Origin of the sequence: Undibacterium sp. Di27W (assembly GCF_049340345.1) — a bacterium.
Taxonomy (GTDB): Bacteria; Pseudomonadota; Gammaproteobacteria; order Burkholderiales; family Burkholderiaceae_D; genus Undibacterium.
In genome coordinates, this window is record NZ_JBMPOS010000083.1 from 1 (window position 1) to 713 (window position 713).

Annotated in this window: 1 protein-coding gene; it reads left to right on the forward strand. The window is 55.1% G+C overall.

Features of this window, described 5'->3' with window-relative positions; all coding sequences use genetic code 11:
- On the forward strand, nt 1-713 hold a 713-nt coding region (locus tag ACO0LF_RS31380), incomplete at both ends, for a hypothetical protein (protein WP_423021318.1).

Genomic DNA, 713 nt, shown 5'->3' on the forward strand with positions numbered 1-713 from the left:
GCCTCCCACACAGGCACCATCACCATCGGCACAACCGCTGGTGTAGGCGTTGCTGGTACATTCATCAACTTTGACACCAACACCACCACCACAGCAGGTACAGTCGGTATCGGCGGCATCAGCCAACTCGACACATCCGGTCTGGCTGTTGATGCACTCAAAGGTATCGCTGATCTGTCCCTGAACGCTGGTCAAGTGAAACTGGTTGCAGCGACGATCGACGCTTCTGCTGAATTGTCCAACGTTACTGTCCGCGTTTCCACAAGCGGTGCAGCCAACGGCGCGCAAAACATCAAAATGGGTGCTGGTAACGACACAGTGATCTTCGATAACATCAAAGATACACGTGCTGGTCTGACGATCTCCGACACAGTCGTAGGTGGCGCTGGTAACGACACACTCGTCATCGACGGCGACCTGACAGGTGCAGCACTGGGCGACACCATCGCACTGGGCGCGTCTGAATGGACTAACGTTTCCGGTTTCGAAACAATCCGTCTGGTTGGCACATCCAACAATGCTGGCGTAGCTGGTGCTGGTAACTACCGTCTGACATTGACAGATGCCCTGATCGCAGCCAACAACAACGGCGGCGTACTGGCGATTGTCAACGACAACGACACAGGCAACAACGGTGCTAACTCTGCTGACCTGACAGCTGGTACAGGCATTGAAAGCGCAGTCGTCATCGACGCACGTACACTGAGCGCAAC